23 protein-coding genes and 3 tRNA genes are annotated in these 25,092 nt (G+C 62.8%); 13 read left to right on the forward strand and 13 right to left on the reverse strand.

Features of this window, described 5'->3' with window-relative positions; all coding sequences use genetic code 11:
- Positions 1 to 250: 250 nt before the first annotated feature.
- Entirely contained in the window at positions 251 to 679 is a 429-nt protein-coding gene (locus PL79_RS21050; protein ID WP_044845068.1) for a hypothetical protein, read from the forward strand.
- Between the two features lie 117 nt (positions 680 to 796).
- Here PL79_RS21050 and PL79_RS21055 read toward each other — a convergent pair whose 3' ends face one another.
- The 3 genes from PL79_RS21055 to PL79_RS21065 are packed head-to-tail and all read right to left on the reverse strand — an operon-like array spanning position 797 to position 2,816.
- A complete protein-coding gene (locus PL79_RS21055) occupies positions 797 to 1,945 on the reverse strand; it encodes an enoyl-CoA hydratase/isomerase family protein (RefSeq protein WP_044845069.1) in 1,149 nt (382 codons plus the stop codon).
- 31 nt (positions 1,946 to 1,976) lie between these two features.
- Positions 1,977 to 2,315 carry a DMT family transporter gene (locus tag PL79_RS21060; protein ID WP_044845070.1) on the reverse strand — a complete coding sequence of 113 codons (339 nt, stop codon included), beginning with the start codon at positions 2,313 to 2,315 and terminating at the stop codon, positions 1,977 to 1,979.
- Between the two features lie 3 nt (positions 2,316 to 2,318).
- A complete protein-coding gene (locus PL79_RS21065; RefSeq protein ID WP_044845071.1) occupies positions 2,319 to 2,816 on the reverse strand; it encodes a heme-degrading domain-containing protein in 498 nt (165 codons plus the stop codon).
- 214 nt (positions 2,817 to 3,030) lie between these two features.
- Here PL79_RS21065 and PL79_RS21070 point away from each other — a divergent pair.
- The 7 genes from PL79_RS21070 to PL79_RS21100 all read left to right on the forward strand — a co-directional run bounded on the left by PL79_RS21070 (position 3,031) and on the right by PL79_RS21100 (position 8,394).
- Positions 3,031 to 3,107 (forward strand) — tRNA-Met (locus PL79_RS21070).
- 172 nt (positions 3,108 to 3,279) lie between these two features.
- On the forward strand, positions 3,280 to 3,825 hold the full coding sequence (locus PL79_RS21075; RefSeq protein WP_040144100.1) for an NUDIX hydrolase: 546 nt from the start codon (positions 3,280 to 3,282) through the stop codon (positions 3,823 to 3,825).
- A gap of 12 nt (positions 3,826 to 3,837) precedes the next feature.
- A complete protein-coding gene (gene aat, locus PL79_RS21080; protein WP_044845072.1) occupies positions 3,838 to 4,602 on the forward strand; it encodes a leucyl/phenylalanyl-tRNA--protein transferase in 765 nt (254 codons plus the stop codon).
- 33 nt (positions 4,603 to 4,635) lie between these two features.
- Entirely contained in the window at positions 4,636 to 5,466 is an 831-nt protein-coding gene (locus PL79_RS21085; RefSeq protein ID WP_044845073.1) for an arginyltransferase, read from the forward strand.
- A gap of 178 nt (positions 5,467 to 5,644) precedes the next feature.
- Positions 5,645 to 6,682, forward strand: coding sequence for a quinone-dependent dihydroorotate dehydrogenase (locus PL79_RS21090; protein ID WP_044845074.1), 1,038 nt, complete (start codon positions 5,645 to 5,647; stop codon positions 6,680 to 6,682).
- 102 nt (positions 6,683 to 6,784) lie between these two features.
- Positions 6,785 to 7,579, forward strand: coding sequence for a cystine ABC transporter substrate-binding protein (locus tag PL79_RS21095; RefSeq protein WP_044845075.1), 795 nt, complete (start codon positions 6,785 to 6,787; stop codon positions 7,577 to 7,579).
- Between the two features lie 122 nt (positions 7,580 to 7,701).
- Entirely contained in the window at positions 7,702 to 8,394 is a 693-nt protein-coding gene (locus PL79_RS21100; protein WP_044845076.1) for an amino acid ABC transporter permease, read from the forward strand.
- A 64-nt stretch (positions 8,395 to 8,458) separates the two neighbouring features.
- Here the strand turns inward: PL79_RS21100 and PL79_RS21105 are convergent, their stop codons facing one another.
- The 6 genes from PL79_RS21105 to rnr all read right to left on the reverse strand — a co-directional run bounded on the left by PL79_RS21105 (position 8,459) and on the right by rnr (position 15,690).
- Positions 8,459 to 9,445 carry a Gfo/Idh/MocA family protein gene (locus PL79_RS21105; RefSeq protein WP_044845077.1) on the reverse strand — a complete coding sequence of 329 codons (987 nt, stop codon included), beginning with the start codon at positions 9,443 to 9,445 and terminating at the stop codon, positions 8,459 to 8,461.
- Positions 9,446 to 9,546: 101 nt separating this feature from the next.
- On the reverse strand, positions 9,547 to 10,263 hold the full coding sequence (locus PL79_RS21110; RefSeq protein WP_044845078.1) for a FadR/GntR family transcriptional regulator: 717 nt from the start codon (positions 10,261 to 10,263) through the stop codon (positions 9,547 to 9,549).
- 284 nt (positions 10,264 to 10,547) lie between these two features.
- On the reverse strand, positions 10,548 to 11,240 hold the full coding sequence (rpiA, locus tag PL79_RS21115; protein WP_044845079.1) for a ribose-5-phosphate isomerase RpiA: 693 nt from the start codon (positions 11,238 to 11,240) through the stop codon (positions 10,548 to 10,550).
- A gap of 115 nt (positions 11,241 to 11,355) precedes the next feature.
- Positions 11,356 to 12,228 carry an N-acetylmuramoyl-L-alanine amidase gene (locus PL79_RS21120; protein WP_044845080.1) on the reverse strand — a complete coding sequence of 291 codons (873 nt, stop codon included), beginning with the start codon at positions 12,226 to 12,228 and terminating at the stop codon, positions 11,356 to 11,358.
- A gap of 104 nt (positions 12,229 to 12,332) precedes the next feature.
- Complete coding sequence (gene rlmB, locus PL79_RS21125; protein ID WP_044845081.1) at positions 12,333 to 13,076, reverse strand: 23S rRNA (guanosine(2251)-2'-O)-methyltransferase RlmB; 744 nt, start codon at positions 13,074 to 13,076, stop codon at positions 12,333 to 12,335.
- 151 nt (positions 13,077 to 13,227) lie between these two features.
- Positions 13,228 to 15,690 (reverse strand): ribonuclease R, encoded by a 2,463-nt coding sequence (rnr, locus tag PL79_RS21130; RefSeq protein ID WP_044845082.1) that lies wholly within the window; start codon positions 15,688 to 15,690, stop codon positions 13,228 to 13,230.
- A gap of 249 nt (positions 15,691 to 15,939) precedes the next feature.
- Between rnr and PL79_RS21135 the strand changes: the two genes are divergently transcribed.
- The 5 genes from PL79_RS21135 to PL79_RS36670 all read left to right on the forward strand — a co-directional run bounded on the left by PL79_RS21135 (position 15,940) and on the right by PL79_RS36670 (position 22,186).
- Positions 15,940 to 16,026 (forward strand) — tRNA-Leu (locus PL79_RS21135).
- Between the two features lie 336 nt (positions 16,027 to 16,362).
- Positions 16,363 to 17,352, forward strand: a complete 990-nt coding sequence (locus tag PL79_RS21140; RefSeq protein WP_044845083.1) for an aliphatic sulfonate ABC transporter substrate-binding protein — start codon at positions 16,363 to 16,365, stop codon at positions 17,350 to 17,352.
- A 110-nt stretch (positions 17,353 to 17,462) separates the two neighbouring features.
- Positions 17,463 to 17,549, forward strand: a tRNA-Leu gene (locus tag PL79_RS21145).
- A gap of 164 nt (positions 17,550 to 17,713) precedes the next feature.
- Positions 17,714 to 18,988, forward strand: a complete 1,275-nt coding sequence (locus tag PL79_RS21150; protein WP_044845084.1) for a tyrosine-type recombinase/integrase — start codon at positions 17,714 to 17,716, stop codon at positions 18,986 to 18,988.
- Between the two features lie 387 nt (positions 18,989 to 19,375).
- Positions 19,376 to 22,186 carry a patatin-like phospholipase family protein gene (locus tag PL79_RS36670; protein ID WP_135801108.1) on the forward strand — a complete coding sequence of 937 codons (2,811 nt, stop codon included), beginning with the start codon at positions 19,376 to 19,378 and terminating at the stop codon, positions 22,184 to 22,186.
- On the opposite strand, the gene PL79_RS37045 is transcribed toward PL79_RS36670, so the two are convergent.
- From PL79_RS37045 to PL79_RS21175, 4 genes are all read right to left on the reverse strand, one after another.
- Positions 22,183 to 22,737 carry a uracil-DNA glycosylase gene (locus PL79_RS37045; protein ID WP_328592070.1) on the reverse strand — a complete coding sequence of 185 codons (555 nt, stop codon included), beginning with the start codon at positions 22,735 to 22,737 and terminating at the stop codon, positions 22,183 to 22,185. The genes PL79_RS36670 and PL79_RS37045 overlap by 4 nt on opposite strands.
- Before the next feature lie 104 nt (positions 22,738 to 22,841).
- Positions 22,842 to 23,858 carry a pyrophosphatase gene (locus tag PL79_RS21165; RefSeq protein WP_235879294.1) on the reverse strand — a complete coding sequence of 339 codons (1,017 nt, stop codon included), beginning with the start codon at positions 23,856 to 23,858 and terminating at the stop codon, positions 22,842 to 22,844.
- A 143-nt stretch (positions 23,859 to 24,001) separates the two neighbouring features.
- On the reverse strand, positions 24,002 to 24,595 hold the full coding sequence (locus PL79_RS21170) for a hypothetical protein (RefSeq protein WP_082088508.1): 594 nt from the start codon (positions 24,593 to 24,595) through the stop codon (positions 24,002 to 24,004).
- Positions 24,596 to 24,600: 5 nt separating this feature from the next.
- Positions 24,601 to 25,083 carry a TIR domain-containing protein gene (locus PL79_RS21175; RefSeq protein ID WP_082088509.1) on the reverse strand — a complete coding sequence of 161 codons (483 nt, stop codon included), beginning with the start codon at positions 25,081 to 25,083 and terminating at the stop codon, positions 24,601 to 24,603.
- Positions 25,084 to 25,092 lie beyond the last annotated feature (9 nt).

Here is a 25,092-nt window from a genome sequence, read left to right on the forward strand (position 1 = left end):
TCGAATCGGGATGGCTCGCCGGTCAGGCCGTGCCGCGGACGAGTACGCGATTGCACGGCTGTTTCTGGGAAATCAGTCTATGGATCGGTGCAGGGCTTTGGAACGATTTTTTTGAGCTTAGGTTTTCCGCTTTCGTGATTAGCACGACGCTCCAGCGAATATCGTATCGGCCGGGCCCTATAATGACGCACCTATCCGAACAACTTCGCGCGGCCGGCCCCGGCCGGCCGCGCCTGCAATACGCTCATCGATGCAGAAAGTCATCCTGCCGTTCCTGTCCGGCTTCCTGGCCGCCCTCTTCTTTCGCGAAGCGACGCTCGCGCTGCTGCATACGGCCGACCTGATCGCCGCAGCCGGGTTCTCCACGCAACCGTTCGCGCCGCTCGGCATTCCTGAATTTGTCGCGAACGCGCTGATCAGCGCGTGCTGCGCGATCCCGATGGCGTGGCTGCTGCGCGTGTCGCCGGAGCGCGAAGCGCCGTGGATCGGCGCGCTGGTGTTCGGCGGCATCGTGCTGACGGCCGCCCGCGTGTTCGCGATCGATCCGCTGCGCGGGATCTGGCCGTCGGGCAACATGATGCCGGTGCTCGCCGCCGGTTTCGCGGCAAACGCGGTGTGGGGTTTCGGTGCGCTGGTGTTCATGCGCGCGTTCATGTCGGACGACGCCGGCGACGAATGACGCGCGGCTTGCGGCGAGGCCCCGGCCCTGCCGCCGAGCCGGATCGGCATCCGCAAACGCAAAGGCCGCCTGCACATGCAAGCGGCCTTTTTGCTTTTCGCTTCGATACCGCGCGCGTCAGTCCTTCAGGTTGCGCAGCGGATGCGTGTCGGGCGTCCACGGGCTGTCGAACATCGCGAGCACGTCGGCCCGGTCGATATCGGCCGTCGACTTGAAACGCCAGACCGGCTGTTGATCCTTGTCGACGATCAGCGCGCGCACGCCTTCGATCACGTCGCCGTGCGCGAACGTCGAACGCGTGAGGTCGAGATCGCGCCGCAGGCAATCGGCCATCGTCGCGCCGCGCGCGCGCTCGACGACTTCGAGCGACACGGCCATCGACAGCGGCGACAGCTGGCTGCGCATCGCGTGGGTCGCCTTCTCGACCCATCCGTCGACTGCGGCGCAATCCTGCTCGGCGTCGAGCGACGCCAGGATCGCGCCGATATCGGGCTGCGCGAAATGCCGGTCGATCCCGGCGCGCGCGTCGGCCAGCGCCGACGTGTCGGGCGTCGGCACGACCTTGTGCGCGGCAGCCGCGTCGGCCACGCACGCGACGGCCTGCGCGCCGCTGTCGATCCGCGCGCCGTGCAGCGTATCGAGCAGCGCCGGCAGCGCGGCGTCGGGCAGGTACACGTCGGCGAGCTGCGCATACAGTGCGCCGGCCGCGTCGAGCGTCGCGCCGGTCACCGCGAGATAGCGGCCGAGCGCGCCCGGCGTGCGCGCGAGGAACCAGCTCATCCCGACGTCCGGGAACAGGCCGATGCGCGTTTCGGGCATCGCCATCTTCGTCGAATCGGTGACCACACGCAGGCCGCCCGTATGCCGCGCCGCCTGCGAAATGCCCATGCCGCCGCCCATCACGACGCCGTGCATCAACGCGATGTACGGTTTCGGATAGGTGAAGATCGTATGGTTGAGCGTGTATTCCTCGATGAAGAACGTGTCGACTGCATCGCGATCGCCGCGCTGCCACGCAGCGTGGAAGAAGCGCACGTCGCCGCCCGCGCAGAACGCGCGCGGATGCGGGCTGTGCACGACGACAGCCGCCACCTCCGCGTCGTCGCGCCATGCATCGAGCGCTTGCTGCATCAGTCGGATCATCCCCACCGACAGCGCATTCAGCGCCTTCGGCCGGTTCAGTTCGAGATAGCCGACGCGGTTCGCGACGTACGCGCGCACGTCGGGCTGGGCGGCTTCGGCGGAAGCGACAGTGGAATCGGTCATGTGAGCCATCCGGCGTATCGCGGGCGCACGCTCAGTGCGCCTGCATCTTCGAGAACAGGTTCAGCACCACGACGCCCGAGACGATCAGCCCGAGGCCGATCACGGCCGGCAGGTCCGGCACCTGGCGATAGAGCAGCATCGCGACGAGCGTGATCAGCACGATGCCGGCCCCCGACCACACCGCATAGATGATGCCGACGGGCATCGTGCGCAGCGTGAGCGACAGACAGTAGAACGCGATGCCGTAACCGGCCACGACGAGCGCCGACGGCCAGAAGCGCGTGAAGCCGTCCGCCGCGCGCAGCGCGGACGTGCCGACCACTTCCGCGACGATCGCGATCGCGAGCCATGCGTAACCCGGAATCTGCATCGCTCAGCTCCTTGCAAGTGCCAGCACGGCATAGTCCTGCCCGAGCTCGGCGCACAGGGCTTCGACGACGAACTCGTGATCCGCGCGCTGCGGCAGCCCCGATGCGGTGATCGAGCCGATCACGCCGGCCCCCGCGACGGTCAGCGGAAACGCGCCGCCGTGCGGCGAATAGTCGGAGATCGGCAGCCCGTGCTTGTCGGCGAGCGTGGCGCCGGCCTGCTGCATGCGCAGGCCGATTGCATACGAACTGCGGCGGAAGTGCGCGACGACGTTGCGCTTGCGGCGTACCCAGTCGGCGTTGTCGGGCGTCGCGCCGGCGAGCGCCGCATAGAACAGCGGCTGGCCGAACGTGACGATGTCGATCGCGATCGCATGGCCGCGCGACGTCGCGAGCGCATGCATCCGGTTGCCGAGCGCCCAGGCGCGAGCCGGGTCGAAATGGGGAAACACGAGCGCCTGTTCCTGCGCGCCGATCGATTGCAGATCGTGAGCGATGTCCATGAATCCGTCGATGCAGTAGTGAGTGTTGCAACGGCACCGACGCGATCGCGCGCGACGCCGCTGCAGGCGTGAACGACACAAGCAAACCGCTCGATTCTAGCGCACGCGCCTGCCGTACCGGCCCTGCCGGCGTCCCGCCGGCGACTGAAACGCGATTGTCAGAAAGTGCTTGCAAGCATTCGGGTTAGTCCATATAATTCATTTCTTCGACGGACGCGGGGTGGAGCAGTCTGGCAGCTCGTCGGGCTCATAACCCGAAGGTCGTAGGTTCAAATCCTACCCCCGCAACCAACGTCCCGATTCATGCAAAAAGCCCGGCTCCACGCCGGGCTTTTTGTTTTCCGGCGCGCGATTGCGCGCCTCGCACGTTGCGCTTCGCGCCGCACGCCGCGCACATGCGCTCGCGTTCGAGAATGCCCCGCCCCGGTGATACACTCGCATCACCTCGTCCCTTCCACTCGACATGAAATTCTGCTCCGTCTGCGGTCACGAAGTCATCGCGCGCATTCCTCCGGGCGACAACCGCGAGCGCTTCATTTGCGATCACTGCGGCACGATCCATTACCAGAATCCGCGCAACGTGGTCGGCACGGTGCCGGTCTGGGGCGATCAGGTGCTGCTGTGCCGCCGCGCGATCGAACCGCGCTACGGTTTCTGGACGCTGCCGGCAGGCTTCATGGAAATGGGCGAGACGACGGCCGAGGCCGCCGCGCGCGAAACGCTCGAGGAAGCCGGCGCACGCGTCGAGGTTCAGAACCTGTTCACGCTGCTCAACGTGCCGCACGTGCACCAGGTCCATCTGTTCTATCTGGCGCGGCTCGTCGATCCGGCTTACGAGGCCGGCGAGGAAAGCCTCGAGGTCAAGCTGTTCGACGAAGCCGACATCCCGTGGGACGAGATCGCGTTCCCGACCGTCAGCCAGACGCTGCGCTTCTTCTTCGCCGATCGCGCCGCCGGCGACTACGGCGTCCATACCGGCGATATCTTCCGCTCGCTGCGCAACGGCTGAGCCCGGCACCCCATGGTCCCCTGGCTCGGCCCGGACGATCCGTTCCCGCCCGTCGAACGCGCGCTCGGCCCCGCGACCGGCGCGCCGGGGCTGCTCGCCGCGAGCGCCGACCTGCTGCCGTCCCGCCTGATCGAGGCCTACCTGCGCGGCATCTTCCCGTGGTATTCGGACGGCCAGCCCGTGCTGTGGTGGAGCCCCGACCCGCGGATGATCCTCGCGCCGGCCGAATTCAAGGTGTCCCCGTCGCTGCGCAAGACGCTCAAGCGCGTGCTGCGCGACCCCGCGTGGGAAGTGCGCGTCGACCATGACTTTCCGGGCGTGATGCGCGCATGTGCGCAAGCGCCGCGCCGCGGGCAGCGCGGTACCTGGATCACGGCCGAGATCATCGACGCGTATTCGTCGCTCTACCGTTCCGGCAACGCGCACAGCATCGAGGCGTGGCACGACGGGCGACGCGTGGGCGGGCTCTACGGCGTCGCGTTCGGGCGGATGTTTTTCGGCGAATCGATGTATGCGGATGTCACCGATGCGTCGAAGATCGCGCTCGCGACGCTCGTCGCCCACCTTCGCGAGCAGGGGCTGGAGATGATAGACTGCCAGCAGAATACGTCGCATCTAGCGTCGCTCGGTGGCCGCGAGATCGCACGCAAGGCCTTTGTCGCTCACGTGCGCCGCGCGGTAGCCGAACCGCCGATTCCGTGGCAGTTCGACAAGCGTGTGCTCGCCATGCTGACGAGCCCTGCCGAACCGGCCGCCCCCTCCGGGATCGAGCGCTAGCGCGGCACTCCCTCCCTGCATCGAGAGCTGCCCATGACTCACCCGACTGAGCTGCCGCTTTCACCGCTTTCGGCGCTGCAATTCTATGCAACGGCGCCCTATCCGTGCAGCTATCTGGACGGCCGCGTCGCGCGCTCGCAAGTCGCGACGCCGAGCCACCTGATCAATTCCGACATCTATACCGAACTCGTGAAGGCCGGCTTCCGGCGCTCGGGCGTGTTCACCTATCGCCCGTACTGCGACGGCTGCCGTGCCTGCGTGCCGGTGCGCGTGCCGGTCGGCGCGTTCACGCCGTCGCGCACCCAGCGCCGGATGTGGAAGCGGCACCGCGCGCTCGTCGCGACGGTCTCGCCGCTGCACTACGACGAGGAGCACTACGCGCTCTACATGCGCTACCAGTCGGCGCGCCACGCGGGCGGCGGCATGGATCGCGACAGCCGCGACCAGTACGAGCAGTTCCTGCTGCAGAGCCGGATCAATTCGCGCCTCGTCGAATTCCGCGACCTCGACGCGCCGGGCGGCGAGCCCGGCAAGCTGCGCATGGTCAGCATGATCGACATCCTCGGCGACGGACTGTCGTCGGTCTATACGTTCTTCGAGCCGGACGAGCAGCACACGAGCTACGGCACGTACAACATCCTGTGGCAGATCGAGCAGGCGAAGAGCCTCGGCCTGCCGTACGTGTATCTCGGCTACTGGATCCGCGAGAGCCCGAAGATGGCCTACAAGGCCAACTTCCATCCGCTCGAAGGGTTGCTCGACGGCCGCTGGAAAATACTCGATCCGGATCGCATCGACCTGCCGCCGGTCGACGCGGCACTCGCCCGCGCGCCGCTGCCGGGCGGACATTCCGGGTCGGGCTGACGGGCCATCCCGCGGCGCGGCGGCGCGCCTGCAACGGGCACCTTGCGGCCCTTGCACGCGTTGCCGCGCGGCACAAGCGGTGCCACCGGCCGCGCATGCGAAGCGAAGCCCGCCCCTGCCGCGCAACTCCCGGTAAAATAGCGGGTTGTCATTCATTCCGGCCGTCCGCCCAATTCCCGTGTTCAGTTCCCTCTATCCGCTGGCCCGCGCATCCCTGTTCAAGATGGATGCGGAAGACGCTCACCACCTCACGCTGCGCGCGCTCGGCGCGGCCGGCCGCACGGGCCTCGCCTGCGCGCTGTCGGCCCGCGTGCCCGATGCGCCGCGCACCGTGATGGGGCTCACGTTCCGCAACCCGGTCGGCCTCGCCGCCGGCCTCGACAAGGACGGTGCGGCCATCGACGGCCTCGCGGCGCTCGGCTTCGGCTTCATCGAGGTCGGCACGGTCACGCCGCGCCCGCAGCCGGGCAATCCGCGCCCGCGGATGTTCCGCCTGCCGCAGGCGGAAGCGCTGATCAACCGGATGGGCTTCAACAACCACGGCGTCGATCAGTTCGTGAAGAACGTCCAGGCGGCCCGCTATCGCGGCATCCTCGGCCTGAACATCGGCAAGAACGCCGACACGCCGATCGAACGCGCCGCGGAAGACTATCTCTACTGCCTCGAGCGCGTGTATCCGTTCGCAAGCTACGTGACGATCAACATTTCGTCGCCGAACACGAAGAACCTGCGCCAGCTGCAGGGCGCGGGCGAACTCGACGCGCTGCTCGCCGCGCTGAAGGACAAGCAGCAACGCCTCGCCGACCTGCACGGCAAGCTCGTGCCGCTCGCGCTGAAGATCGCGCCCGATCTCGACGACGAACAGGTCAAGGAAATCGCCGACACGCTGCTGCGCCACAAGATCGAGGCGGTCATCGCCACCAACACGACGCTGTCGCGTGCGGCCGTGCAAGGCCTGCCGCACGCGGACGAAGCCGGCGGCCTGTCGGGCCGTCCGGTGTTCGATGCGTCCAACGAAGTGATCCGCAAGCTGCATGCGGAAGTCGGCAGCGCGGTGCCGATCATCGGCGTCGGCGGCATCTTCTCGGGCGAGGACGCGCGCGCGAAGCTCGCGGCCGGCGCGTCGCTCGTCCAGCTGTACACGGGCTTCATCTATCGCGGCCCCGCGCTCGTCGCCGAGTGCGTGAAGGCGATCGCGCGCGAACGCGCCGCGTAATATAGCCATAAACAAACGATATTTAACGGTCGATTGTATTTTTGCTATGATCGACCCCACAGTCAGAATCAAGCGCCCCGTTGGGGCAAGGAAGCTCACACGATGAAAATTTCGCTGCTGAAGAAGCTGCTGGTCGCCGGCCTGATCGGTACGTCGTTCGCCGCCGCCACCGCGCAGGCGGCCGACCTCCTCGACCAGGTGAAACAACGCGGCACGCTGCGCGTCGGCCTCGAAGGCACGTTCCCGCCGTTCAACTCGAAGAACCCGCAAGGCGAACTCGTCGGCTTCGACGTCGACATCGCGAATGCCGTCGCCGCGAAGCTCGGCGTAAAGGCCGAGTTCGTCACGACCGAATGGAGCGGCATCATCGCGGGCCTGCAGGCCGGCAAGTTCGACGTGATCGCGAACCAGGTCGGCATCACCGACAAGCGCAAGGAAACGCTCGACTTCTCGCCCGCGTACACCTATTCGTCCGCCCAGCTGATCCAGCGCAAGGACGACACGCGCCAGTTCAAGTCGCTCGACGACCTGAAGGGCAAGAAGCTCGGCGTCGCGCTCGGCACGAACTACATGGACATGGCGAAGTCGGTGCCCGGCATCGACGTGAAGACGTACCCGGGCGCGCCCGAGTACCTGCGCGACCTCGCGGCCGGCCGTCTCGACGCGGCACTCAACGACCGCCTGATGCTCGCGTACCTGACGAAGAACTCGCAACTGCCGCTGCGCCCGGGCGCGAACGTCGGCTCGGCGAATCCGTCGGGCATCCCGTTCAAGAAGGGCAACCCGAAGTTCCAGAAGGCGATCGACGACGCGATGGCGCAACTCGAGGCCGACGGCACGTTCACGAAGATCTCGGACAAGTGGTTCGGCATCGACGTGACGAAGCCGGTCAAGTAAGCACGCCTCTGCTTCCCGCCTGACGGCGGGCCGGAAAGGGCGGCATCCGAAACGATGCCGCCCTTTGTTTTATCGGTCCGGTTTATGATTGCGCTTTCGCGCACGCATTCGATTCGTATTCCATGTCGACAACGTCCCTGCTCGTCCAATCGCTGCCGGTGCTCGCCCAGGGTGCCGTACTGACCGTCAAGTTCGCCGTGCTGTCGATGGTGTTCGGCCTGCTCGGCGCCGTCGTGCTCGCGATGATGGGCATCCGGCAAAGCGAACCGCTCGACGGCTTCGAACGCATCTGGGTCAACGCGCTCGCTGGGCTCGCGCGCGCCTACGTGAGCCTGATGCGCGGCACGCCGCTGCTCGTGCAGATCTTCGTCATCTATTACGGACTGCCGAGCCTCGGCATCTCGCTCGACCCGACGCCGGCCGGCGTGATCGCGCTCTCCGCGAACGTCGCCGCTTACATGTCCGAAAGCATGCGCGGCGCGATCAACGGGATCGCGCGCGGCCAATGGCTGGCCGCCTACAGCCTCGGGCTGTCGTGGGGGCAGACGCTGCGCTACGTGATCGGCCCGCAGGCGCTGCGCATCGCGGTGCCGAGCCTGTCTAACAGCCTGATCAGCCTGATCAAGGACACGTCGCTCGTGTCCGTCATCACCGTGACCGAACTGCTGCGCAGCGCGCAGGAAGTGATCGCGGCGACCTACCAGCCGTTGCCGCTGTATCTGGCCGCCGCCGCGATCTACTGGGTGCTGTGCCAGATCCTCGAATGGGTCCAGCGCTGGTACGAAAAGCGCCTGTCGCTGCCCGCGCGGCACTGAGCACGTCGCCTCTCCCGCCGGGCCGCGGATGCGCGCCCGGCTCCCGCCTTCCCGTCCTTCCCGCCTACTCGCCCGAATAGCGCACGCCGAGCGCCGCGCGTGCCGCATCGGTCATCGCGATCATGCGCCGCGAATGGTCGTGCGTCATGATCGGGCTCTCGAGTTCGCCCGCGCGCAGCAGGTCGCAGAAATGCGCGGTCTCGTAGTTCAGGCCGCCGCCGTCGACCGGCGCGTCGAGTTCGACCGTGCGCCCGTCCGCATAGCGGATCGTCGCCCGCGCGGGGTTCCACCACTTCTCGTGAATCGTCACGTGCCCGCCTGCCGCGGCGATCAGCGCATCGCCGCGCCCCATCACGTCGAGCCCGCAAAAGAGCTGCGCGATGCCGCCGTTCGCGTGGCGGCTGTTCAGGCTCGCGAACACGTCGACGCCCGTCGCGCCGATGCGGCCGAGCGTCTGCACGTCGACTGCCGCGCCGAGCCAGTCGACCGCGAGAAACGCTTCGTAGATCCCGATGTCGAGCAGCGCGCCGCCGGCGCGGTCGAGCCGATAGACGGAATGATCGTCCGGCACCGACGACGACGCGCAGCCCGCGCGCACGAGCCGAATCTCGCCGATCGGATCGTCATGCAGATGCGCGCGCAACCGACGATACAACGGAAAGAACGGCGGCTTCATCGCTTCCATGAAGAGCCGGCCGGCCGTGCGTGCCGCATCCAGCACGGCATCGAGCTGCGTCGCGTTCAGCGTCGCGGGTTTTTCGCACAGCACGGCCTTGCCGGCGGCGAGCGCCGCTTGCGCGTAGTGCGCGTGACTGTCGTGGAGGGTCGCGATATAGATCGCGTCGATGTCGCTCGCGAGGAGCGCGTCGAGGCTGGCGGCAGGCGTGCCGCCGCAGCTGTCGCAGAAAGCGGTTGCCGCATCGGCGCGGCGCGCCCACACGCCGGCGAGCGTGGCATCCGGCACGTGCGCGAGGCTTTGCGCGAAACGGCGTGCGATGCTGCCTGCGCCGACGATGCCGAAGCGCACCGGGCGGTTGTCGAATTCGTTCATCCGGATCTTCCGTGTCGGTCGTATGACGGTGGCCGGCACGCTGCCGGCCGGCCGTCATGATAAACGGCTCGCCGGCACAGGGATAAGCGACGCGCGCCGATTCAGGCGCGCACCGGCACGTCGACGGAGAAATCGCGCGAGATCTCGTCGGCGCTGAAATCGATCAGGGCGAGCGACGCCGCCTCGGCTTCGCGCGGATCGCGGCGTTCGATCGCATCGACGACGCGCGCATGCGCCTTCACCGCAATGTCGTGCGCACCGTCCTTCTGCGCGACGCGCGGATTCACGAGCCGCACAGCGCCGCGCACGATCGCCGCCATCTGCTGGAAGAACTGGTTGCCGCTCGCCTGGACGATTCGCGTGTGCAGCAGTTCGTCCGCCGTGTCGTAACCGGGGTCGCCCGGTTGCAACACCTTGAACGCTTCGAACGCCTCGCGGATGCCCGCGATGTCGGCCGCCGTCGCACGGACCGCCGCCTGCGCGGTCGCGCGCGGTTCGATCAGCATCCGGAATTCGATGACGTCGCGCATGAACTGCGGATCCGGCTTCGCACGAAACCGCCAGCTCACCACGTCTTCATCGATCATGCGCCAGTCGCGCATCGGCCGAACGCGCGTACCGACTTTCGGACGCACGTCGAGCATGTCGCGCGCGAGCAACATCGACAATGCTTCGCGCATCACCGTGCGACTCACGTCGAACTCTTTCGACAGCACATCCTGCGGCGGCAGAATGCCGCCGTACTTGTCCTCGACGATACCTGCGACAAGCCCATCCATCACTTTGGCGACCAGTGACCGGTCTTTGCCCTGCTCCATGACACCTCCCCGTGCGTCGATTTGCGAACACCTGCTCCGCAGTTCCGCCGGCCCTGGTTACGACTGTTCTTATGATCTATAAGTTGATGAGTTCGGGGATATTTCGCTATCTGGTAAACACCTGACAGGGTTATCCCTCTTTTTGATGCGGTTGATTTATAAGGCTTCAAAAAAAGCCCGGAAAGCGCGCTGCGCTTGCCGGGCCGGGCTTTCCACGAACTTTGAACATGCAATCCATTACGGCATCCGGATGCCATTACGGACTGCTTCTCATTCAGTTTCGATTAATCGGGATAAACGATCGTTTCAACGCCGTTTGCCGTGCCGAGCAGGCACAGATTCGCGCCGCGCGCGGCGAACAGGCCGACCGTCACGACGCCCGGCCATGCGTTGACCTGCGCCTCGAAACCGCGCGGATCGGTGATTTGCAACCCCTTGACGTCGATGATCTCGTTGCCGTTGTCGGTGATGTACGGCGCGCCGTCCTTCGTCACGCGCAGCACCGGCACGCCGCCCAGCGCGGTCACGCGCCGGCCGATCGCCGTGCGTGCCATCGGCACGACCTCGATCGGCAGCGGGAATGCACCGAGCACCGGCACGCGCTTGCTGCCGTCCGCGATGCAGACGAACGTATCGGCCACCGACGCGACGATCTTTTCGCGCGTCAATGCGCCGCCGCCGCCCTTGATCATTGCACCGCTTGCGTCGATCTCGTCGGCACCGTCGACGTACACCTGCAGCGATTCGACCTCGTTCAGGTCGAACACCTTGATGCCGTGCGATTTCAGGCGTTCGGTCGTCGCGATGGAGCTCGACACGGCGCCGCGATAGCGCGACTTGACGGCCGCGAGCGCGTCGATGAAGCAGTTGGCGGTCGAGCCGGTGCCGACGCCGATCACGGCGCCTTCCGGCACGTTCTGGATCACATAATCGGCGGCCGCCTGGCCGACCAGGCGTTTGAGTTCGTCTTGAGTCATGGGGGTGGGAATACAGCGGGATTGCGGAAAACCGCCAGTTTACCGGACTCGGGAGACGACCCGGGCATTTTCGGTGGGGTGCCGGCGCTGCGATCAGCGCCGGGCACGCCGGCGATCACGGCGCGCCGGTGGCGGATGCGTCGCCCGCCGGCGGCGTGGCGGAGAAATACTTGTCGAGCAGCGCCTGCGCGATCGCATCGGTTTCGGCGTCCGGATCGCCCGCATAGTCGGCCGGCCGGAAATGCATCTGGAACGCCGCGAATACGCGTCGCGTGCGGGTGTCGAGCACGCCGTCGGCCGGCACGTCGTAGCCGTAGCGCGCGAGCTTCAGCTGCAGTTCGCGCACGTCGACGAGCGCGTGCGGATCGCGGCCGCCGAGCCGGGCGGCCACGGTCGCATCGTCCGGCCACGCGCCGACACCGGCTTGCGCGAGCGCATGCCACGGGAACAGCGGCCCCGGATCGATCTTGCGTTGCGGCGCGATGTCGCTGTGCCCGACCACGCGCGTCGGCGGAATCCGGTAGCGCGCGACGACATCTTTCGACAGACGGATCAGCGCATCGACCTGTTCGGGCGGATACGGCTGCCACGTGCGGTTTTGCGGATCGAGCGGGCCGCGATTCACGTTCTCGATGCCGATCGACGCTGCGTTGAGCTCGGTCGTGCCCTGCCATTCGCTGATGCCCGCCTGCCATGCGCGTTCCGATTCGGGCACGAGCTGGTAGACCACCGGCATCCCGCGTTCGATGCGCGGTTGCGGCGGCACGACGTAGTGCGCGCTGACCGAATCGCCCGTCAGCGTGCGCAGCGATTTCGCTTCGTCGCTTTCGGTGTAATGCATCACGAGAAAGCGGATCCGCGAATCGGCGCCGCGTGCGTGCAAGCTCGTGTCGGCGTAGTAAGTGCCGCGCCCGACCAGTGACGGCGACGTGCAGGCGGCCAGCAGGCCGAGGATGGCGCACGATGCGCCGAGGCGAAACAGGGTCATGTTCGCGAGTTCCGGGAGGCGCGTGCCGCGCGCAGTCGCGGCACGCGTCGTGCGGGTCGTGACGGCCCGCGCAGCGCGCGAGACCGCGCGCGTCAGCCCGTGTATCAGCCCTTCACGCGCCGCTGCCGCACCGCTTCATACAGGCACACGCCGCTCGCGACCGACACGTTCAGGCTTTCCACGCTGCCGGCCATCGGGATGCTCATCACTTCGTCGCAGGTGTCGCGCGTGAGCCGGCGCATGCCTTCGCCTTCCGCACCCATCACGATGGCGACGGGACCGTCGAGCTTCGTGTCGTACAGCGTGCCCGACGCCTCGTCCGACGTACCGATGACCCACACGCCCGCGTCCTTCAGCTCGCGCAGCGCGCGGGCGAGGTTCGTGACCGTGATGTACGGCACCGTGTCGGCCGCGCCGCTCGCGACCTTCGCCGCGGTCGCGTTCAGGCCGACCGCGCGGTCGCGCGGCGCGATCACCGCATGCGCGCCGGCCGAATCGGCGACACGCAGGCATGCGCCGAGGTTGTGCGGATCGGTGACGCCGTCGAGTACCAGCAGCAGCGCCGGGCCCTGGATGCCGTCGAGCAGCTCGGACAGGTTCTGTGCGAGCGGAACATCCTCGACGCGCGCCACGACGCCCTGGTGGCGCTCGGTATGCGCGAGGCCCCACAGGCGGGTTTCATCGGCCGCAATCAGCCGCACGCCCGCTTCCTTCGCGGCGTGCAGGAAGTCCTGCATGCGGCGGTCGCGGCGCGTCTGGTCGTACAGCACCTCCGCAACCGTCGACGCATCGTGCCGCAAACGTGCGGTCACCGCATGAAAACCGTAAAGAACCTTCAGACGAGACATGACTGGAACAACCTTCGATCAAACGTGCGGCCGCGCGACATGCGCAGCCGCGATCCATGGAAAAGGAAAGCGCCGCGTTGCCGGCCGGTGACCGGTCAAGCGCGGCGTCTCTCGATACTGCAAGGGCGTGCGCGTGCGCCGCCCCGAACGCTCAATACTTCTTGCGGGCGTGCACCTTCTTCGCGGCCGTCTTCGCCGCCGCACCGCCCTTCTTCTTCGCGGCACGCGCGGCGCGCGCCTCCTTCACCGCAACGGTCGGTGCGCTGGCCGCCTTCTTGCGGCGCGGCGCGGCGTCCTCCACCGGCGGCAACGCGCGCACGCGCGGGCCGCCGCGATCGTTACCGTTGCCGGCGACAGCCGGCGCCGGTGCCGGACGCGGCGCCTTCACCGGCGTGTCGCGCACGAGGCGGAAGTCGATCTTGCGTGCGTCGAGATCGACGCGGCTCACCTGCACGCGCACGCGATCCGACAGGCGATAACGGATGCCCGTGCGCTCGCCGCGCAGCTCGTTCTTGATCTCGTCGTACTGGAAGTAGTCCGAGCCGAGTTCCGTGACGTGCACGAGCCCTTCGATGAACAGCGTATCGAGCTGCACGAAGATGCCGAACGACGTGACGCCGTTCACCATCCCGCCGTACTCCTCGCCGAGCTTGTCGCGCATGAAGTAGCACTTGAGCCAGGCCTCGACGTCGCGCGACGCTTCGTCGGCACGGCGCTCGTTCGCCGAGCAGTGCAGGCCGAGTTCTTCCCAGATCGCCGTGTTCGAGCGCGAACGGCCGCGCGCTTCGTCGTCGGCCTGCTGCATCGCGCGGGCGCGCGGCGACAGCGCGGTGTTCAGCTCGAAGCCGTCCGGCGCCTTCGGCACGTACTTCTTGCCGGACAGGATCGCGTAGATCGCGCGGTGCGTGAGCAGGTCGGGATAGCGGCGGATCGGGCTCGTGAAGTGCGCGTACGCCTCGTACGCGAGACCGAAGTGACCGATGTTGTCCGGGCTGTAGACGGCCTGCTGCATCGAGCGCAGCAGCATCGGCTGCAGCATCTGCGCGTCGGGCCGGTCGCGGATCTGCGCCATCAGCGCCGCGTAGTCGCTCGCATGCGGCTTGTCGCCGCCGCCGAGCGAGAGGCCCATCCCGCGCAGGAACGCGCGCAGGTTCTCGAGCTTCTCCGGCGTCGGCCCCGCGTGCACGCGGTACAGGCCCGGGTGCTTGTGGCGCTTCAGGAAATCGGCCGCGCACACGTTCGCGGCCAGCATGCATTCCTCGATCAGCTTGTGCGCATCGTTGCGCTGACGCGGGACGATCTGCTCGATCTTGCCTTGCGAGTTGCAGACGATGTAGGTCTCGGTCGTGTCGAAGTCGATCGCGCCGCGCTTCTGGCGTGCGGCGAACAGCGCCTTGTAGACGCCGTACAGATCCTGCAGGTGCGGCAGCAGGTCCGCGCGGCGCGCGGCCTCCGGCCCCTTCGTGTTCGACAGCACGGCCGCGACTTCGGTGTACGTGAGGCGCGCGGCCGAATGGATCACGGCCGGATAGAACTGGTACGCCTTGATCTCGCCGCGCGCGGTAATCACCATGTCGCATGCGAGCACGCAGCGATCGACCTGCGGGTTCAGCGAACAGAGGCCGTTCGACAGCTTCTCCGGCAGCATCGGGATCACGCGGCGCGGGAAGTAGACCGACGTACTGCGCTCGAGCGCGTCGGCATCGAGCCCGCTGCCCGGCTGCACGTAGTGCGACACGTCGGCGATCGCGACGATCAGGCGGAAGCCGTCGCCGCGGCCGACCTTGGTCGGCTCGCAGTAGACGGCATCGTCGAAGTCGCGGGCATCCTCGCCGTCGATCGTCACGAGCGGCACGTCGCGCAGGTCGACGCGGAAGCGCAGGTCGGTCGGCCGTACCTTGTCCGGCAGCGCGGCGGCTTCGTCGAGCGCCGGCTGGCTGAATTCGTGCGGCACGCCGTACTTGCGCACGGCGATCTCGATTTCCATGCCCGGATCGTCGATGTCGCCGAGCACTTCGACGACGCGGCCGAGCGGCTGCGAATGGCGGCTCGGGAAGTCGGTCAGTTCGACGACGACGACCTGCCCGACCTTCGCCTTCTTCACGTTCTGCGTGATCAGGATGTCGTGGCCGATGCGCTTGTCTTCGGGGGCGACGATCAGCGCGCCGTTCTCGTTGAGCAGGCGGCCGATCACGCGCTTGTTCGCGCGCTCGGTGACTTCGACGACGTGCCCTTCCGGGCGACCGCGGCGATCGTAGCCGACGATCCGCGCGAGCACGCGGTCGTTGTGCATGACCTTCTGCATTTCGCCGTTCGGCAGGAACAGGTCGTCCTGGCCGTCGTCGCGGATCACGAACCCGTAGCCGTCGCGATGGCCCTGCACGCGGCCGGCAACGAAGTTCGACGGATGGGTGAGCTGGTAGTGGCCGCGCTTGTCGAGGCGGATCTGGCCGTCGCGTTCCATCGCGGCGACACGCCGGAAGAACCCCTCGCGCTCCTGACGCTTGATCGACAGCGCTTCGGCGATGTCGTTGGCTGCCAGCGGCGCGTCGCTCGTACGCAGCACGCCGAGAATTTCTTCACGGCTCGGAATGGGGTACGGATATTTGCTCAAGGGTTTGTCGATGATTGTTCTCGTTGCGTTGACTGATGGTGCACGGCATCAACATAGAAGTGTCCGTCAGACAGTTCTATAGTGACGGCGGCGGATCATTCTATCACCCGCCTGTGCCGCCAAATGACGCGAATGCCGCGTGCAGGCGCCGCGGCGACCGGTTTGCGGTGCATCGCAAAAAAGTGTTGACACGATTAATTGGGGCGCTATAATTTCGCTTCTTTGCAGCAAGCAGCTACTGCAAAACGTGCCCAGGTGGCGGAATTGGTAGACGCACTAGGTTCAGGTCCTAGCGGTGGCAACATCGTGGAGGTTCGAGTCCTCTCCTGGGCACCACTTATTTAAAAAAGGTCGGCTTCTGCCGGCCTTTTTCTTTTTCAGGCCCAGGAAGCAAAGCGCCTGCGCGCTTTGCGCGAGGACTCGAAAGGCTGCGCTTGCAAGCGCAGCCGGGGTCGCGCTCGTGTGACCGAGTCCTCTCCTGGGCACCATCTGTTTTTTGAAAAGGTCGGCTTCTAGCCGGCCTTTTTTCATTTCCGGCCGCACATTGCGCGTACTGTGCCGCGCCATATGCCCGCCACTCCGATCGATAGCAGAATTAATCGGTTATCGATTGCCCTCCCCGTTGGTACGTTAGCCGCCTCGCTTTCAACGAACCCGACGAGGAACCACCCCATGACGTCGATGAACCGCCGCGCGTTCGCGCGCGCGATGCTGGCCGCCGGCCTGAGCGTCGCCGGCATCCGGACGCACGCCGAGAACGCGCCCTCCACGTTGCGCATCGGATACCAGAAATCGTCGACGCTCATTACGCTGCTCAAGACGCGCGGCACGCTGGAGCAGTCGCTTGCGACGCTCGGCCTGCGCGTGTCGTGGCATGAATTCGCGAGCGGCTTGCCGCTGACCGAAGCGCTCAACGTCGGCGCGGTCGATTTCAGTGCCGACGTGGCCGACACCGTTCCCGTCTTCGCGCAGGCCGCGCATGCGCGCTTCGTATACGTCGCGCAGGAAGCGCCGTCACCGAAAGCGCAGGCCATCATCGTCAAGCGCGACAGCGCGCTGCGCACGCTCGCCGATCTCAAGGGCAAGCGCATCGCCGTCACGAAGGCAGCCGGCAGCCACTACCTGCTGCTTGCCGCACTCGCGCGCGCAAAGCTCACCCCCGCCGACGCCGCAATCCACTACCTGACGCCGGCCGACGGCCGCGCGGCGTTCGAGCGCGGCAGCGTCGATGCATGGATCACCTGGGACCCGTATGTCGCATCGGTCGACGCGAATCCCGACGTGCGGATTCTGGCCGACGGCGACGGGCTTGCGTCGTACCAACGCTATTACCTTGCGTCGAGCAGCTTTGCCGCCGCGCGCCCCGACGTCATCCAGATCGTGTTCGACCAGTTGTCGCAAGCCGGCACCTGGCTCCGCGAACATCAGCAGGAGGCCGCCAATACCCTCGCCTCGATCTGGGGACTCGACGCGAAGACGATCGAGCGCGCGAACGCGCGACGCAGCTATCTCGTGCGCACCGTGGCCACGCAGAACTTCGGTGAACAGCAGAAGATCGCCGATACGTTCCTCGCGGCCGGTTTGCTGCCCGCCCGCGTCGACACGGGTGAAGCGCTGCGCTGGAATTTCGCGGCAAAGCGTGCTGAGCCGATCGGCGCCTGATGCCCGGAACCTGCAACGCGCGATAATTTTGATCGCGATCGAAAAATTGTGTTGACAGATGCTCCAGACACGCTAGAATAGCGGTCTTCGCATCGCAGCAAGCGAAACGTGCCCAGGTGGCGGAATTGGTAGACGCACTAGGTTCAGGTCCTAGCGGTGGCAACATCGTGGAGGTTCGAGTCCTCTCCTGGGCACCACAAGGCTGTATAGCGTAGTACAGAGAAGTCCAGAAGACCCCGTAAATCATTGAATTTTCGGGGTTTTTTGTTTATTGCCGTCCAAACCAGAACACGGCAAGCCACGTGCAGACGAGTACGTTTTTGAGTACATTGAAAGTTCGAGATCCCGCAATGTACTCACCATGCCTCTCACCGTTCGCGAAGTCGAAGCGGCCCGCCCCCGGCCGAAGCCCTACGGTGTCGCCGATGGCGACGGCCTGGTCCTCTGGGTGACACCAGAGGGCAACAAGTTCTGGCATTTCCGCTATCGCCTGCACGGCAAGCAACCGCGCATCTCGCTGGGACGCTTCCCGGACGTGACGCTTCAGAAAGCGAGGCAGCAGGCAGCGGCATACCGTGCACTCGTCGCCGATGGCGCCGATCCGCGCGCGAAACGACGGATAGACCGCCAGCGGGCGGATACCGGCGACGACGGCACGTTCAGGGCAGCCGCGGAGCTCTGGTACAAGAGCAAACAGGATGCGGGTCGGGCCGCCTCGACGCTGGACAAGATTCGGACGTACCTCGACAAGGACATCCTGCCCGAGCTCGGTTCGATCAAGCTAGTAAACATCACGCGCGCCGACTGCGCCCGCGTCCAGGAACGTTTCGAAAAGCGCGACGCCCTCAACGTCTCGAAAAAGGCCCGCGGCTGGCTGCGCGAGATTTTCAGTCAGGCCATTGCACGCGGAAAGTGCGAATTCAACCCGGCCTCGGAACTCAAGGTCATTGCGAAAGCCGCTCCGAAGGCAAAACCCTATCCTCACCTCCTCGAACCGGAACTGCCTGACTTCCTGCGCGCGCTTGAGAAATCGTCGAGCCGCCTCATCGCCTACGTCGCTGCTTGGATGACCATCTGGACGGCAAGCCGGCCGGGTATGGTCCGATACGCTGAATGGATCGAGGTCGATCTCGACGAGGCGCTCTGGACGATCTCCGCCGAAAAGATGAAGATGCGGCGTAGCCACGTCACGCCGCTTCCATCGCAACTCGTGAAGGCGCTTAGGGAGCTCAAGAAGCTGACTGGCCGTCACCGGTACGTGTTCCCGGGTATCGGCACGAAGCATGAGGTCATCAGCGAGAACACCATCAACCTCGTATTTTCCAAGATTGGCTATAAGGGCCGTATGGTAGGGCACGGCACACGCCATACCGCGAGCACCCTCCTTCGCGAGCACGGCTGGGTGAAGGACCACGTCGAAACGCAGCTAGCCCATCTTGAAGAAGGGACCGCCGGTGACTACAACCACGCTAGGTATCTGGTCCAACGCCAAGCAATGATTCAGTGGTACGCCGATTACCTTGACGCGCTCAAGACAGGAATCGAAAGTGATCAGCAAGAAGCTCTTTGTTGCAGGGTCAATGTCGTCCCTCCGCGACCGATTGTCGAAAGCCTGGAGCCGGGCATAGCAGCTTGATCCAACGCTGAATGTGCACGTACCGAGCAGTCGATAAGGCTCGTCCCAGGCTAGTGCATCGGTCTTGACCGTCCCGGGCGACGCCTTCTACGGATGCGCCGCGGCGGAACACAGACATAGCTAACGTCACTGCAAGCTATAAGGTTCTACGGCGGAATTCGATGTGACGTTCGGCAATTCGCAGATGCTATGCTACGAAAGTGCGATGGATTGGAAGCCATAGTATGTCTTCGCGCCGAGTGACCGCCGCGCCAGTTAGCAGTCCGCCGGCTGAGAGCCTTTTGCCTCAAAGTGAAGGGCAGCTCGAACAAAAGCAATAGTCGCACACAGAAACAAGCAGTGTTGGACGTGATACATCGCGCTACCCATCGAAAACAGAAAATAAACATGTCGAACACTACGACCTGGTCCCAGTACCTATCGAAGTATGAGCACATCTTCGGAAGTTCATCTGAATGGAATGCATTCAAATGGAGCCCGAATGAAGAAGACAAAGGTGCAGCGTCAGAACTCCATACACAGCTGATATCTCGAATAGCGACTCATTCGTTGACTTACCAAGACGGGATAGAGGCGTCGGCACTACATAGTCTTCATCAGCTGTTCGACAAGACACGCTCGATTTCGGACAAATATCCAGAGGCTGGGCATTTCCACACCGTCGCGTGGTTCGTCCTCAACTATCACGTGCGCCCCTTCACTGCGAGATGGCATCCTCGAAATGAGAGCGGCGCTCTCATGGCGTTAGACTCCACTGACGAATTCCGCTCAGAACTACGCCGGCTACAGGTGGTTCTGAAGGACTTCGATAGCCTATTGCTCGTGATGTGTGACCGCAACGACTTGCCAGAGCTACCTGCTCTGGACTACGGTCGCCGGCTAGTACGCGAAGAAATGTCTCGACCAGTCTTCTCAAAGATTTCCCTCGTCCATGGTGGTCTAGATGAAAACGACGCTACCAGATTGAACGACGCGGAACGCCAAGCAATCGTGGCTCGACGCGATTATTATGGCACCCCTTATGCTCCTGAACCTCACGACCCGTCCGCCAGCGGACTTGCTTTATCTGGCGGCGGCATTCGGGCGGCTACGTTCTCGCTCGGGGTCCTAGTTTCGTTGGCTCGGCGAGGCTTGCTACCACAGTTCGACTATCTCTCCACCGTATCAGGCGGGGGCTATCTCGGCTCTTTCATAACGTCCTTCGTATCACATATTCCTGGCACTTCTACAGACGTTCCGATTGACCAGATTGGACTAAAGCCAGATCAATTGCCTTTTCGCCGGGACGGGGGCGAAGCAGCCGCGCTTCGGCACATTCGGCACCACAGCCGCTATCTCCAAGCATCTTTACTCGAACGTATAGGCCTAGGCGCTGCGCAGTTCTTTGGCATAGTCGTCAACTGGATGGCATTAATGGCGATGCCAGCGCTCATTGGTATCATCGAAAATCACTTTAGGCCTTGGATTGATAAGTTTCTGTCCCCGGTTAATCACGGACTGGTAATTCCAAGCCTTTTAATTAGCATAGCCGTGAGCTTGCTAGCCTTGGCGCGCGTCAGCGTTCGAATGAAACCAATGGCCCGAAATGGTTTATCGATCGTTGGCCTGACGCTAGTATTTCTCTTGGCTTGGCGCGTGTTGGGATACCTGCATACGTGGGTTGACATTTTTGCAACGCAATCACGAATTCGCGATTATTTTGGGGCTGCGATATTATCTGCGATCGGTGCACTTCCTATTATTGCAGCAATACTAATAGTTGCGGCCGGACAAAAGCTTCCACGTGCCACAAAATTGCTCGGAGTAATTGCTGGGCTTGCTGCACCCGTGATGCTGCTAGATATCGAGCTTCTCGTATTTGCTCACCTGCACGATCCGTCCTCGCTCTCCTTCTGGTCGTCCGAACGAGAAAGTCATCCTGAGTGGATCGCCGCGCTAATTGCGATCACGCTGATAAGCCTAAACGTCAATTTTACCTCGCTGCACGACTTCTATCGGCGTAAACTTGCGACTGAATTTGTCATTCGTCCTGCCGCTCATCTCACATCTTCTTCCTTTCTCGCGCTTCAGTTCCAAAAGCTTAGCGAATGGGTGCGAGACTACGCAGGTAGGCGGTCAAAGATGGGGCAAGAAAAAGCAGAAGACACTGGCACCCAGCGTGCGCGGCCAGACAATTCCTTTGAGGTCGCTGTGAAGCTTAAACTTTCCGCGATGAGCGTAAGCGCTAAAGGCCCCTACCACTTAATCAATGCAGCGCTGAACGTGCCGGGGTCAAAGAGCAGCGCGATGCAAGGACGCCGCACCGATTTTTTTCTGTTCAGCCAAAGTTACTGCGGCAGCCCACTAACAGGATATCAACCAACAACAGATTGGGAAAAGTGTGATCGAAGCCTCGATCTGAGCAGCGCAATGGCCATCTCCGGGGCTGCGGCGTCTCCGCTGATGGGCCTGACGACCAAGCCATATATGTCGTTCTGGATGGCTTTATTCAACATTCGACTCGGCTATTGGCTCCGAAGACCAAATCGATTACGGAAAGTCGCCGCGGTCGACGCGCCGGGGGTTGGTTATCTATTCAGGGAGATGTTTTCTACCGCCAGTGAACGCAGTCGATTTCTCAATATTACTGATGGTGGTCACATCGAAAATCTCGGCGTCTATGAGCTCCTGAGGCGTCGCTGCAAGTATATTGTCGCAATAGACGGCGAGCACGATCCATCGATGACGTTCAATGCCTTGGCTACGTTACAGCGACTGGCCGCGATAGATCTTAATACCAAGATCGACATTGATCTCGATAATTTGCGATTAACAGATGATGGATTAAGCCGATCTCATTTCGAGTTTTGCCGAGTGCTGTACCCCGCGTCGCGCGAAGAAAAGGCCGAGGTGGGATACTTGCTCTATGTTAAGTTGTCGCTGACCGGAAACGAGGGAGAGTTCATCCGACGCTATAGACTGGACGAACCCGAATTCCCGCATCACCCCACGGCTAATCAGTTCTTTACGGAAGCGCAGTTCGAGGCGTACAGATCGCTTGGGGAACACGTAGGTGATAAGCTTTTCCTCGAAGCCATCACCGGAAAGCACTTCGATGACCCGATCGTACCTATGGCAGCTTGGTTTGGTGGAATCGGCGAAGAGATGTTGTCTGAGAGCGATCTTCTTCCTGCCCGCGCTAGTACTTCGGCAGGTTAGAACATCCCCAGTTGCCCCGTTACAGGTGCGAGCCCATAAAGACAGCGCATTGTTTCCAGGAATTGGGACTGCCCACCGTAACTCGGATGACGAACCTGCTCGACGTTCGAGTTACGTGAAAGCTTTCTGGCGGTCGCTGCGGCGTCATTGCCTATTGCGACGAGCCGTCTGGGTTTCAATAGATCTATCAACTCCGCCAGGACATCCTCTCCGCCTCTTCGCTCTGCCGCACTATGGCTACGATTGCTGAAAGGCTTCGATGGCTCATGCGGATGTAGCGGAAATACGTTCCACAGGAAAATTGGATCTCCGATCTGTGAGAGCAATCCCCAAATTACCGCAGCAGTTCTTTCCGCAACCGGTTGTCCGTATGTTGGTCGCAGTGCATTAACACCCCAGCGCTGGGTATGCGCCTGCATATAGACATCATCGGTCAACGCGAGACCGGTTCGCCGTCCACCGCGATATCCGAGGTCCCGGCCTATCCATATCGAGTCAATCTCGGAGCGAGTCGCTGCCTTGAGAATTGCCAGCAGCATCCGACGCCGCATGATCGGGGCGTCTACTCGGTCATGCACGGGACAACGATGTGCGTACGGATTGAAAGTATCCGGAAACGTCAGGGTCTCAAGACCCTTGATAAACTGGTTTGCATTCAATCGATTTCATCCAGCCGACGAAAAGTAAGCTTCCGCGATGCGCGATCACCGATAACAACCCCACCGCTGGAAGTCACGACCTTCCGGAAGACTGCGTAGCCTTGCAGGATGGCATCTTCCCACAATTTCAGCGGACATGCCTCGACCTCGTAACCTCGTACAAACTCCCCGATAGTCTTCAGCAAATCGAACGACACTCCAGTTTGACCTTCGAAAAAGTCGAGCGATTTGGCCCTCGAATAGAGCCACGCAGTCAAGCCCTCCTCCACGACTATTGCCCTCCCACCATCCTGTGCTTCATCAATCGAGCTAACGCTTTTGCGCTTGTGCTTGATTAAGGCGCGAAACGTGGGCGACCAGTGCAGTATTGCTGCGTGGGCGAAGTGGAAGACGTCGTGGAAGCGATACCCATCCCGGTCCTCAATGTTGTCGGTAAGGGGATCACCGATGAATACGCCGTTCCATTGCAAGCAACTCTGCCCATTTCTGCGCTGTTTGATGACTATTTCGAAATGAGCGGGCAGTCGCTCCTCTTCGTCGAACGTATCGTCAAACGTCGGAAGAGTTGAGATGTCGGGCATCAGAAAGCGCCCAGAGGCCTTGGTTAGGTTGCGGTGAAGCACCCTCGAAAACGTGATGTTTGCAGCCTGAAGAGCGTGAAGATACGATCCAGCAAAATTTTGAAGAAGGTGCTCTCCATTGGATACGTTTTCGCGCAATGCAAGCAGGGCTGCTGCCGAATGGCCCAGATCAAGGAGTGCGTCATCGAGATTTCGAAGTGCCAAGGCCGACGAAATATGAACTATAGGGCTAGTTGCAACGTCGCTAGCGGCGACCGTCATCGTATATCCACTGTTGCGCGTTGCGTTTGACAGAATCATAGGCAAACTGACGTCGAGGCGGCGAGCTAGCGCAGCAAAATACCAAAGCGCGTCGCCGAATTCCTCTTCGACCGCCGCTTCATAGCCCTTATAGGCTTCTCGTTCCCTGTGCAACTTCTTAGCGGGTGCCATGATACTCCCCACCTCACCAAAAAGTCCCATGAGAACCGGGCGTAAGTCGTCCTCTGATAAGCGATCAGTTGGCCGTATTGCATCAAGATAGTCCTGAAGAAGTATCGATCTACAACCGTCAACGATTCCGTTCATATCGAACCTCACCAATCAATCGGCCGCCCGAGATACCCGGTAGCGCCGAGCGACGAAAACCACTCCACAAAGCACGCTTCCATTCCGGCAGGAAAATACCGCTTGTATCCACGACCAATGCATAGATCATGGCCTTCGTAGCTTCTCAGGTTCGCCGGAATCAGCGGGCCATTTCCACCCCAGTATGCGAAGATCCGACCGATCAGTACCCGATCGACGCGTGTGTCATTACGTATGTTTCTAATGTTCGGGACGCCCTCCTCGTAACTGTGATGTGAGTCTGCTTGTGCCCAACCACCATCAACGCGATGATATATGTTGTCTCCGAATGCAACCTTCGCACTTCCCTCCAGGCTTGGCCTTTTATACTGAAACCGGGGATCATTCCAATACCCGTCAAAGGTCATCGTTTCCGACACCTGCATTGCATACACAAGGTAGCCCGCACGATTGTTTGATGCACTTCCGGTTCCGACAACCCAATCCCCAACTTGCGCAAAGCGTCTGACATCGGGTTTACAAGTCGCAAGCGTACAACATTGGCCAAAAGGATTCGGCGCAAATCCATAGTCGCGCGCGACCACATAGGAGAATAGAGTCATTTTATTTAACAGCTATATCTCTTGATATCTCGATGAGTTGACGGCTTACCTTCAAAATCTTCCCAACTCTCGCCCTGACCATTTATGGCCTTTATAATACTTTCGCCGTGCCAGCCGACGACCATGGAATCCGCGTAGTCCGCCAGCGCCTGTGGAATCTCGCATCCCTTTTCGCCACGTGCCCAGACGCCAATTATCGTTTTCCCTTCCTTCTGAGCATACTCGATTTCCCAATTTACGTAATGACTGTCCTTGGTCTGCGGGGTGATATACACAATCAGCGTACTGCAGTCCCTGATACGTGGCGCCAAGATCTCCGACTTTATATAATCTTCTGATTTGGCATTATTTGGGTTACTAGAATTTATTGAATAATCTCTAATATTCATCCCATTTTCAGCCAGCAACGCCTTTAGCTTGCCAAGCCCATCATCGTCTTCGTGTACATGGCTTATAAAAACATTCTTCGTCTGCGCCGGCTTATCCATACCCCCTCC

The sequence above is a fragment of the Burkholderia sp. USMB20 genome (genome assembly GCF_000949135.2).
GTDB lineage: Bacteria > Pseudomonadota > Gammaproteobacteria > Burkholderiales > Burkholderiaceae > Burkholderia.

What these genes read in the sequence shown, in the direction of transcription:
- PL79_RS21095 (WP_044845075.1), top strand. Translation starts at nt 6,785, where the DNA reads ATGAAAATTTCGCTGCTGAAGAAGCTGCTGGTCGCCGGCCTGATCGGT.
- PL79_RS36670 (WP_135801108.1), top strand. Translation starts at nt 19,376, where the DNA reads ATGTCGAACACTACGACCTGGTCCCAGTACCTATCGAAGTATGAGCAC.
- PL79_RS21065 (WP_044845071.1), bottom strand. Translation starts at nt 2,816, where the DNA reads ATGGACATCGCTCACGATCTGCAATCGATCGGCGCGCAGGAACAGGCG.
- PL79_RS21165 (WP_235879294.1), bottom strand. Translation starts at nt 23,858, where the DNA reads ATGGCACCCGCTAAGAAGTTGCACAGGGAACGAGAAGCCTATAAGGGC.
- PL79_RS21105 (WP_044845077.1), bottom strand. Translation starts at nt 9,445, where the DNA reads ATGAACGAATTCGACAACCGCCCGGTGCGCTTCGGCATCGTCGGCGCA.
- rpiA (WP_044845079.1), bottom strand. Translation starts at nt 11,240, where the DNA reads ATGACTCAAGACGAACTCAAACGCCTGGTCGGCCAGGCGGCCGCCGAT.
- aat (WP_044845072.1), top strand. Translation starts at nt 3,838, where the DNA reads ATGGTCCCCTGGCTCGGCCCGGACGATCCGTTCCCGCCCGTCGAACGC.
- PL79_RS21055 (WP_044845069.1), bottom strand. Translation starts at nt 1,945, where the DNA reads ATGACCGATTCCACTGTCGCTTCCGCCGAAGCCGCCCAGCCCGACGTG.
- PL79_RS21150 (WP_044845084.1), top strand. Translation starts at nt 17,714, where the DNA reads ATGCCTCTCACCGTTCGCGAAGTCGAAGCGGCCCGCCCCCGGCCGAAG.
- PL79_RS21110 (WP_044845078.1), bottom strand. Translation starts at nt 10,263, where the DNA reads ATGGAGCAGGGCAAAGACCGGTCACTGGTCGCCAAAGTGATGGATGGG.
- PL79_RS37045 (WP_328592070.1), bottom strand. Translation starts at nt 22,737, where the DNA reads ATGCGGCGTCGGATGCTGCTGGCAATTCTCAAGGCAGCGACTCGCTCC.
- PL79_RS21100 (WP_044845076.1), top strand. Translation starts at nt 7,702, where the DNA reads ATGTCGACAACGTCCCTGCTCGTCCAATCGCTGCCGGTGCTCGCCCAG.
- PL79_RS21140 (WP_044845083.1), top strand. Translation starts at nt 16,363, where the DNA reads ATGACGTCGATGAACCGCCGCGCGTTCGCGCGCGCGATGCTGGCCGCC.
- PL79_RS21060 (WP_044845070.1), bottom strand. Translation starts at nt 2,315, where the DNA reads ATGCAGATTCCGGGTTACGCATGGCTCGCGATCGCGATCGTCGCGGAA.
- PL79_RS21175 (WP_082088509.1), bottom strand. Translation starts at nt 25,083, where the DNA reads ATGGATAAGCCGGCGCAGACGAAGAATGTTTTTATAAGCCATGTACAC.
- PL79_RS21085 (WP_044845073.1), top strand. Translation starts at nt 4,636, where the DNA reads ATGACTCACCCGACTGAGCTGCCGCTTTCACCGCTTTCGGCGCTGCAA.
- PL79_RS21075 (WP_040144100.1), top strand. Translation starts at nt 3,280, where the DNA reads ATGAAATTCTGCTCCGTCTGCGGTCACGAAGTCATCGCGCGCATTCCT.
- PL79_RS21170 (WP_082088508.1), bottom strand. Translation starts at nt 24,595, where the DNA reads ATGACTCTATTCTCCTATGTGGTCGCGCGCGACTATGGATTTGCGCCG.
- PL79_RS21120 (WP_044845080.1), bottom strand. Translation starts at nt 12,228, where the DNA reads ATGACCCTGTTTCGCCTCGGCGCATCGTGCGCCATCCTCGGCCTGCTG.
- PL79_RS21050 (WP_044845068.1), top strand. Translation starts at nt 251, where the DNA reads ATGCAGAAAGTCATCCTGCCGTTCCTGTCCGGCTTCCTGGCCGCCCTC.
- rlmB (WP_044845081.1), bottom strand. Translation starts at nt 13,076, where the DNA reads ATGTCTCGTCTGAAGGTTCTTTACGGTTTTCATGCGGTGACCGCACGT.